The 8,312-nt window shown below is 60.4% G+C and carries 9 protein-coding genes; 2 read left to right on the forward strand and 7 right to left on the reverse strand.

The features are described from left to right. Together AC0QTX_RS26865 and AC0QTX_RS26870 are read left to right on the forward strand one after the other, a co-directional pair. A partial coding sequence (locus AC0QTX_RS26865) for a DNA translocase FtsK (RefSeq protein ID WP_474606854.1) occupies nucleotides 1–498 on the forward strand: 498 nt, incomplete at its 5' end. Between the two features lie 548 nt (nucleotides 499–1,046). Continuing rightward, nucleotides 1,047–1,874, forward strand: coding sequence for a lytic transglycosylase domain-containing protein (locus AC0QTX_RS26870; protein WP_474606862.1), 828 nt, complete (start codon nucleotides 1,047–1,049; stop codon nucleotides 1,872–1,874). Between the two features lie 216 nt (nucleotides 1,875–2,090). Here AC0QTX_RS26870 and AC0QTX_RS26875 read toward each other — a convergent pair whose 3' ends face one another. The 7 genes from AC0QTX_RS26875 to AC0QTX_RS26905 all read right to left on the reverse strand — a co-directional run bounded on the left by AC0QTX_RS26875 (nucleotide 2,091) and on the right by AC0QTX_RS26905 (nucleotide 8,122). After that, on the reverse strand, nucleotides 2,091–2,798 hold the full coding sequence (locus AC0QTX_RS26875; RefSeq protein ID WP_474606855.1) for a CYTH domain-containing protein: 708 nt from the start codon (nucleotides 2,796–2,798) through the stop codon (nucleotides 2,091–2,093). A gap of 117 nt (nucleotides 2,799–2,915) precedes the next feature. Continuing rightward, nucleotides 2,916–3,209, reverse strand: coding sequence for a tyrosine-type recombinase/integrase (locus AC0QTX_RS26880; RefSeq protein ID WP_474606856.1), 294 nt, complete (start codon nucleotides 3,207–3,209; stop codon nucleotides 2,916–2,918). After that, the gene (locus AC0QTX_RS26885; RefSeq protein ID WP_474606857.1) at nucleotides 3,185–3,856 is read right to left on the reverse strand and encodes a site-specific integrase; all 672 of its coding nucleotides are present in this window, start codon (nucleotides 3,854–3,856) and stop codon (nucleotides 3,185–3,187) included. The genes AC0QTX_RS26880 and AC0QTX_RS26885 overlap by 25 nt, the downstream gene beginning before the upstream one ends. 123 nt (nucleotides 3,857–3,979) lie before the next feature. Then, nucleotides 3,980–4,837, reverse strand: coding sequence for a GNAT family N-acetyltransferase (locus AC0QTX_RS26890; protein ID WP_474606858.1), 858 nt, complete (start codon nucleotides 4,835–4,837; stop codon nucleotides 3,980–3,982). Nucleotides 4,838–5,248: 411 nt separating this feature from the next. Continuing rightward, a complete protein-coding gene (groL, locus tag AC0QTX_RS26895; RefSeq protein WP_474606859.1) occupies nucleotides 5,249–6,892 on the reverse strand; it encodes a chaperonin GroEL in 1,644 nt (547 codons plus the stop codon). A 43-nt stretch (nucleotides 6,893–6,935) separates the two neighbouring features. Next, nucleotides 6,936–7,250, reverse strand: coding sequence for a co-chaperone GroES (groES, locus tag AC0QTX_RS26900; RefSeq protein ID WP_474606860.1), 315 nt, complete (start codon nucleotides 7,248–7,250; stop codon nucleotides 6,936–6,938). A gap of 383 nt (nucleotides 7,251–7,633) precedes the next feature. After that, nucleotides 7,634–8,122: a hypothetical protein gene (locus tag AC0QTX_RS26905; protein ID WP_474606861.1), complete on the reverse strand. Its 489-nt coding sequence runs from the start codon at nucleotides 8,120–8,122 to the stop codon at nucleotides 7,634–7,636. Nucleotides 8,123–8,312: the final 190 nt, after the last annotated feature.

Genomic DNA, 8,312 nt, shown 5'->3' on the forward strand with positions numbered 1-8,312 from the left:
CCGACCCGGATCTCGTTCCAGGTCACGTCCAAGATCGACAGCCGCACGATCTTGGGCGAGATGGGCGCCGAGCAGCTGCTGGGACAAGGCGACATGCTTCATATGCAAGGAGGCGGCCGCATTGCTCGCGTGCACGGCCCCTTTGTCTCAGACATGGAGGTCGAACGGGTCGTTGCTCACCTCAAGCGACAGGCCAAACCTGTCTACGTGGAGGCGGTCACGGCCGAGGAGGACGAGGAAATGGAGCCGGAGGAGGCTCCGGTCTTCGACGAGAACGAAATTGGGCTAGGGTCGGGCGAGTTGTTCGACCAGGCGGTCTCGATTGTCCTGCGGCACAAGAAGGCCTCTACCTCGTACATTCAGCGTCGCCTGCAGATCGGCTATAACCGGGCGGCCTCAATCATGGAGCGGATGGAGAAGGAAGGGATCGTCGGACCTGCCAACCATGCGGGCAAGCGCGAAATCCTCATCGGAACGGCTGGAGCGGACGAGGACTGAAGCTGACAGCAGACCTGACTGGCACACGCAAACGAGCATCGTCTCAGCCTCTAGCAGTCGGTGTAGCCTGCCAGCTTCATCTCACCTCCACACCGTGCCCTCGGGAGTCTTTTGGTTCTCCCGAGGGCTTCCGTTTCAGGGATCCTTTCTTCAAACCATGAAGTGCTTGTGTCGCGCACCGCGCAAAGCTCGATTGCTGGGAGATGCAGGCAAGGACCTCGTGTGGTCGCCCCAGGTAAAGCGACACAGCCAATCAATGATCAAGCGTTAATCCATACCATAAACTGGCAATAGCCCTGCTTGAAAATTTTGAGACAGGTGGGACGAAGATCAGGCCTCCCGCGCAGGAGCCGACTTGAACCGCGTTCAGGTTGAGCTTAGCCCGTATGCTCACCCCTTTCGCAACACAGAATGCAGCTATAAACGATCTCTCAACATATTTGCGAAAAGCTGAGTAGAGCGCCGCCCTTGAGGGAACCTGGCCGATGTTCAGTTTGCGTCTTGTCGTATGCGGAATAGTATTCATCCTGCTGGTTCCAAGTTCAGGCATGGCCGAGCCAGACTTTAACATCGCCGAAGTCGATGTGGATTGGCAGCTTGCCTCGCTTCCCCTGCCGCCTGATCTTGAGCCGATCACCACATCAGCCATTCTGGAGATTGCTTCTCTTCCCCGTGCTCTCAAAGACCGATCCAGGTATCTGCCTGCCATCACCGAAGTGGCCGCAGCCAACGGGGTGCCGCCGGCCCTTGTTGACGCTGTTGTGCAGATTGAGAGCCGGTACGATCCGGCTGCTGTTGGCAGCATCGGCGAGATTGGGCTCATGCAGGTGAGACCCAAGACAGCCGCGTTGCTGGGGTTTGAGGGATCCTCCGCCGAACTGGCTGAGCCAACGACCAATCTCCGCTATGGTGTGGGGTATCTGGCTAGAGCCTGGAGACTGGCCAATGGAAACCTATGTCGCGCACTGATGAAATACCGCGCCGGGCACGGCTCAGACAGAATGAGCGCCCTCAGCATCGAGTACTGCCGAAGGGCTCGCCAGCACCTTGCTGCAGTGGGAACTCAATTGGGAACTCCAGTTGGAACACCCCCGCAGCGAGCGATCAGCACGCGAGGCCGAGGTAAGGACATTGAGCGCAAGCGCCCGACAAAGCTCACGACTGCGGTATCCAGGGCGCGTCTACACGGGAGAGAGCGGATCCGCTCCAGTTGGCTGCAGCAAGCTGGAGGGGGCAACAGAGCTTGGAACAAGAAGCATCGCGTTGGCGAAAGGGCACGCCAGAAAGACCGCTCCGTTCGGCTTGTGTACCGAACAGTAGCCCGAGTTATCCGCCTGCGAGTCGCAATACCGAAGAGCCGGATTGCATCCCGTTAGCACAGCGGCAATCTTAACATACAGTCTGCTCCATCACAGTTTGTGTCGACACAGACAATCAGCAATGCAACCGAGTCAGAATGGCCCGCTGCAGCGGCAGTATGTGACTCACTCATGCGGAGTTATGTTTAGAACCAGAGTTTGCGATGAGACCAACAAAAAGAGCGCTGCCTGATCACGGCAGCGCTCCCTTATTTTGTCTGGCCCGGTTTCAGGTTATTGGGCTGTCTTCCTCACCGGCTCGCGAAGCTCTTCAGGGAGAGGCTCTGGCTCTGGAGGAGGGTTGGTCTCCTTTGCTGCCTTCAGGAGGCCTGACGTCTCAAGCGAGCGGCTGAGAGCGACAATGACATCGTCAGCAGCCGAGATATTACTTTCCTTCGTGGCTGCCCGGGATTGATCCAGCATATCGAGCACCGCCTCGACCTGCTGGCTTGAGAGCGGCACCTCAAGGTTCGACTGGAAGCCGTTGAGAGCGATATAGCGCCACTCATAAGTGAACTCGGTAGTCACCTCCGGCCCGAACCAAGTCGGGATCTCGAAGGCCTCTGCCCGCTGGATCTCATGAAAATCGACGGTGATGAGATCAAAGCTGCTGGGATATACAACACGATCAAGCTGTATCCTGTGGCTCAGACCGCTCTGCGGTAGCAGGTGGAGGCGGTCATAAGAGATCTGCCCGATGCACAGGCTAAACAGAGCCTCGGCATGTTCCCGTGGAAGCGGCGCTAGCTTTTCTACCAAGTTCCCTTCTGAATCTTGTCCTGACAGCACAAAGTGAGCTTGATCCGCTTCCAACCGAACAAGTTGGTCTTTGCCGGGCTGGGATGAGAGGTAGCCCTCGACGACTTGGCGGTCGATCCCTCGTTCTCGCGAAATGAGGCGAGCAATGCATGGAGAAACAAGGAAGCGTCGAGCATTCTTCATGGGAGCACCTGCAAAAAACATGACTATTAAAACGCAGGGCACATGGTCTGCTCGAACCTGTTTACAAATGTTTACCATATCCTTTTAAGGCATCGAGATCTGTCGCGCGCCAGTTGCTCAGTCAGCGGTGATGCGTTCCTCCTCATTCAGCGGATGGAGATCGCGCACCATCTGATGGAGACGGGAGGTATCCAGATGGGTGTAGATCTGGGTGGTCTCGATGCCAGCATGGCCGAGCAGTTCCTGCAGCACGCGCAGGTCCGTGCCCCCTGAGTGCATGTGGGTGGCAAAGGCATGGCGCAGCACATGCGGCGACACCCGCTCGGGGCTAGAGAGCCCCGCCGCGACCGCTGCCTCCTTGATCTCCAGCAGGGCAGCTTGGCGCGTCAGCGCCTTGGCGCCATTGCGCACCGAGTGGAACAGCCAGGGGGAGGGCGCTCCGCCGGAGTAGGCGCGGGCCAGCGTCTGCCACTGGGCGATGGCTGCAAGGGCACGAGGCGCTGCTTATCGCCCTTGCCGCGCACCAGCAGCATGCGGGTGCCGGAAGGCGCCGCATCGGAGGGCAGTGACAGCGCCTCGCTGATTCGCATACCCGAGGCATAGAGCGTCTCGAACAGAGCCGCCCGCCGGGCATACCCGGCCTGCCGGTACAGCCCAAGCGAGGGATCGGCCGCGAGGGCATCGGCGGTCTCCAGCAGCGTCTCCGTCTCGGCAATCGACAGGACGAAGGGCAGCTTGCGAGGCCGGCGCATGGTCGACAGGTGGGCTGTGGGATCGCGGGAGCCGAGCTCCTCGGCGATCAGGAACTTGTGCAAGCCACGCGCGACCGTAATCCGTCGGGCCATGGTCGATCCGGCGTAGCCGCGCTGATCGAGAGCGGCGATATAGTCCCGAATGTGCTCCAAGCCCACATCGTTGAGGCCGAGGCTGTTCTCATCCAGCCAGACAAGGTAGCAGTTGAGATCGTCGGTGTAGGTGTCGATGGTGCCGGCTGCAGCACCGAGTTCCGTCGCAAGAGCGTCAAGCCACAGCTGGGCCAGCCGATGGTTGGTCCTCATGAGGTCCTCCTGATCAGGAGGACCTTGCCACAGTACTAACTACCGACTTCTTGTTAAAATGCTTGCCTGCCACAAACCGGGACGGTTGTCCGACGTTGCCAGTTTCTCCGTAGATTTGAGCTGTTATCCGAGTTCGAAGGTCGAGATCCCATAGGTTCGGGTAAGCGGCAGGTCCGGCCGCACGCCACGGTACATCCGGGCTGTCTCAAACACCGGTGAAAGGCTGAAGCGGGCCGCCAGCTGAACGGCAGCCTGGTTCGGCTCGGGCAGATCCAGGAAGACCGTAGCCCCCTTAGCCTGCGCTGCAAGGGCTTGGAACAGCAGGTCCGCCTCACGCTCACTGTCGGCAAAGAGGGGACCGATCCTATAGCCGTCTCGGCATTCCCGAATGACGCCATAGCCCCTGATTGTCCCATCCTCCACGAAGGCCATGGCAGTCCGGGCCTCCGACCTGAGCCAGCAGCGCAGAAAGGCCTCTCGCGGCGCGGCAAAGAACGAGCGGTCGTAGGCCAGAACGGCCGCGACGAGGTCAGAGCTCACTAACCTCAGGCGCTTGTCCCGAGGAGGTTCGACCTGCGGGCTGCCACCAAAGCGCACGTTGCGGTGGGCGAACACGAAGCCAGACCGGGCATAGTTCTCCTGCTGGGCGACGACACCATCGAGGCCGACTGTGCGGTCCTCCAAATAGTCCATGCCGGCCTGCCAGAGGCGATAGCCGAACCCATGCCCGCGCTGATCCGGCCGGACAATGTAGAACCCGAGGAACCCGAATGTGCTGGAGTAGCGCACGACCGAGATGGAGCCGATGGGCTCGGCATCAAGATAGCCCATCAGGAACCCTGCTGGCTCAGCAGCCTGAAAGCACTCTGCATCCTTGAGGCCAGGGTTCCAGCCCTCGGCTGCCGCCCAGTCGATTGCCTGATCGAGATCCGTGCGATCCATGACACGGATCGCCAAGGTATCGGTGCTCGCGTGCGCCATTTTCCGCCTCGTCAGGCTTTGCGTCTCATCGAAGAACTTGCCTCGCGGCCCCATGCAGGAGTATGGCTGCTCATAAGATAACTCATAGATGCAAGGCCACTAGGCTTGACTAATGCAACATCTCCTTACGTCGAGATGAGGTCGCCATTAGGGCAGACGGCGGAAGCTTTCGAAGATGGTTTCGTAGAGTCCGGCAACATCAATATCTCGAACCACGTCGGCGTTCGTTTCCCGACCGCTAACATCCCACCAGTCGATCACGGTCATCCTGGTTGCCAGAGGCGAGGTCGTTTCGACCTCGACATTGACCTTACGACCTGAGAACAATCCCAGGCTGCAGCAGCCGGACAACATAAATGAAGAGTCCCGGATCGCTCCGGGGCTCTTCGCATATCACGCTGGAGGCAGGGCTTAGAAGCCGCCCATGCCGCCACCCATGCCACCGCTTGGCATGGCCGGAGCAGCATCATTCTTTGGCGTCTCGGCCACCATGGCTTCGGTGGTGACCAGCAGACCGGCGACCGACGCAGCATTCTGCAGAGCGGTGCGGACCACCTTGGCCGGGTCGACGATGCCGGCCTGAAGCAGATCCACGAACTCTTCCGTTTGAGCGTTGAAGCCGAAGGTGTCCGACGAGGTGTTGTCGTTGATCTTGCCGACGACCGTCGATCCTTCGACACCAGCATTCTCGGCGATCTGGCGGATCGGAGCCTCAAGGGCACGCAGCACGATGTTGATGCCGGACTTTACGTCAGGGTTGTCGCTGGTGAGCTTGGCAACCGCAGCCTTGGCGCGTAGCAGGGCTGTGCCGCCGCCCGGAACGATGCCCTCCTCAACTGCCGCGCGGGTGGCATGCATGGCATCGTCGACGCGGTCCTTCTTCTCCTTCACCTCGATCTCGGTCGAACCACCAACGCGGATCACCGCGACGCCGCCGGCCAACTTGGCCAAACGCTCCTGGAGCTTCTCACGGTCGTAGTCCGAGGTGGTCTCCTCGATCTGCGCCTTGATCTGCGCCACGCGAGCCTCAATGTCCTGCGTAGACCCAGCACCATCAATGATCGTGGTGCTTTCCTTATCGATGCGAATGCGCTTGGCGCGGCCCAGCATATCGAGGGTGACATTCTCGAGCTTGATGCCGAGGTCCTCGGAGATCGTCTGACCGGCGGTCAGGATCGCGATGTCCTCGAGCATAGCCTTGCGGCGATCGCCGAAGCCGGGAGCCTTCACCGCCGCGATCTTCAGGCCACCACGGAGCTTGTTGACCACCAGCGTCGCCAGAGCCTCGCCCTCGATGTCTTCTGCCACAATCAGCAGGGGCTTGCTGGTCTGCACCACAGCCTCGAGGATCGGCAGCAACGACTGCAAAGAGGACAGCTTCTTCTCATGGATGAGGATGTAGGGATCCTCGAGCTCCGCGATCATCTTCTCGGCATTGGTAATGAAGTAGGGCGAGAGATAGCCGCGGTCGAACTGCATGCCTTCCACCACATCGAGCTCGGTCTCGGCAGTCTTGGCTTCCTCGACGGTGATCACGCCCTCGTTGCCGACTTTCTGCATTGCCTGAGCAATCATCTCGCCAATCGAAGCGTCGCCGTTGGCCGAGATCGTGCCGACCTGGGCGATCTCCTCGGATGAAGCTACCTTCTTGGCGCGGGACTGGATATCCTTCACGGCCTCAGAGGTCGCGAGGTCGATGCCGCGCTTGAGGTCCATGGGGTTCATGCCGGCGGCCACAGCCTTGGCGCCCTCGCGCACGATGGCCTGGGCTAGAACGGTCGCGGTGGTGGTGCCGTCACCGGCGACATCGCTGGCCTTCGAGGCGACCTCGCGCACCATCTGGGCGCCCATGTTCTCGAACTTGTCGGCAAGCTCGATCTCCTTGGCGACGGTCACGCCGTCCTTGGTGATGCGCGGAGCACCAAAGCTCTTTTCCAGGACCACATTGCGGCCCTTGGGACCCAGCGTGACCTTCACGGCATTCGCGAGGATGTCTACGCCGCGCAGCATGCGATCACGAGCGTCGGAGGAGAATTTTACGTCTTTGGCAGCCATGAGCTAACCTCCTGTGGTTCTTACCTGTTTGGTCTGAGCTGTTTTAAGCGGCCTTCTGGGCTTCGGCTGTCTTCTCAATCACGCCCATGATGTCGGATTCCTTCATGATCAGGAGATCCTGACCGTCGATACGCACCTCGGTGCCGGACCATTTGCCGAACAGGACGCGGTCGCCGGCCTTTACGTCGAGGGCGACAACCTTGCCGCTCTCATCGCGGGCGCCGGGACCGACGGCGACGATTTCGCCCTCTTGCGGCTTCTCCTTGGCGGTGTCCGGGATGATGATGCCGCCGGCCGTCTTTTCTTCAGCTTCGATGCGGCGGACGACAACGCGGTCGTGCAGCGGACGGAATGTCATGGGTGAGCCTCCTCGATTTGGAATTGGGGGCACTCGTCTGCGCCGAGCAGCACGATTAGCACTCGACGCATGGGAGTGCTAACGCGAGTTGATACCCCAGGGCCTCTTGGGAGGCAAGAGCCCCTGGAAAGGCTAAGCGAAGGTGCCCGGATCCTCGGGAGCAACGTTGGAGTGCTGGTGACCCTCGTAGCCCATCAGTTTGGGCCTACCTTGACGCATTTCGACAGCTGACGGGCGAGGGGAGGCTCGGATCATTGTCTCAAACGGCAAGCCTCACCTGTTGCATAGGCTGTTCACCTGGCAAGCCGCATAGGCCCGCTCATCGCTCTCAAAGGCCATCACCTTCAGAGCTGAGCCACTGCTACCATGTCGACGAGCCGGATCTATCGTCTGAGCTTCTCCAGGCCCAGATCATGCCAGAGCCAGGTGAAGTCGTAGCTGGCCATCGGATCGTCGGGCAGTCTCCGGCTCTTCGACTGATTTTCGATATGTTTCAGCCAGTCGACGACCTTGCGCCGGCCTGCAGCGGTTTGGGCGGCGGCCCTTGGGCTCAGATTCCCGAGCGCCGGGATAGGCTCGTCGAGGGTCTTGCGGTAGTGGTCAGTCAGAGCGCCATGGACGAGTTCGTTTTGCAGTTCGGCCGGAAGATCACTGGCCTTGTCCTGGTGGACGTCACCGTCGTGCTTGGCCATGACTTGGTCAAGCGTTTCGATCTCTGTCAGAGCCGGCCCGACCAGCGCCCCGGCCAAGTCGGCCAGAATGGTCTGTCCGCGCTCGGCCCGCTCGCGGGAGTTCGCCTCCAGCACCAGTGCCCTGTCCGTCAGCTCGATGGTGCCCAGGACCGTGTCGCCCGTGTCGAGTGTCACCCGCAAGGATGGACAAGCTCAGTGTATCGCCGCAAGACTTCGGATCAAGCGCGGCCTCCGAGCCCCTTGCCCATACTGCTCAAGCGGCTGTCGTGCGCTCCTCGCGTTCATCCTCATTGAGCGGATGGAGGTCGCGAACCATCTGGTGGAGGCGGGAGGTGTCGAGATGGGTGTAGATCTGGGTGGTCTCGATGCC

Source organism: Microvirga sp. jy35, from assembly GCF_056148915.1.

Bases quoted from the DNA above. Each gene is read 5' to 3' on its own strand.
- AC0QTX_RS26870 (WP_474606862.1), top strand. From the start codon at position 1,047: ATGGCCGAGCCAGACTTTAACATCGCCGAAGTCGATGTGGATTGGCAG.
- AC0QTX_RS26875 (WP_474606855.1), bottom strand. From the start codon at position 2,798: ATGAAGAATGCTCGACGCTTCCTTGTTTCTCCATGCATTGCTCGCCTC.
- AC0QTX_RS26885 (WP_474606857.1), bottom strand. From the start codon at position 3,856: ATGAGGACCAACCATCGGCTGGCCCAGCTGTGGCTTGACGCTCTTGCG.
- AC0QTX_RS26890 (WP_474606858.1), bottom strand. From the start codon at position 4,837: ATGGCGCACGCGAGCACCGATACCTTGGCGATCCGTGTCATGGATCGC.
- groL (WP_474606859.1), bottom strand. From the start codon at position 6,892: ATGGCTGCCAAAGACGTAAAATTCTCCTCCGACGCTCGTGATCGCATG.
- groES (WP_474606860.1), bottom strand. From the start codon at position 7,250: ATGACATTCCGTCCGCTGCACGACCGCGTTGTCGTCCGCCGCATCGAA.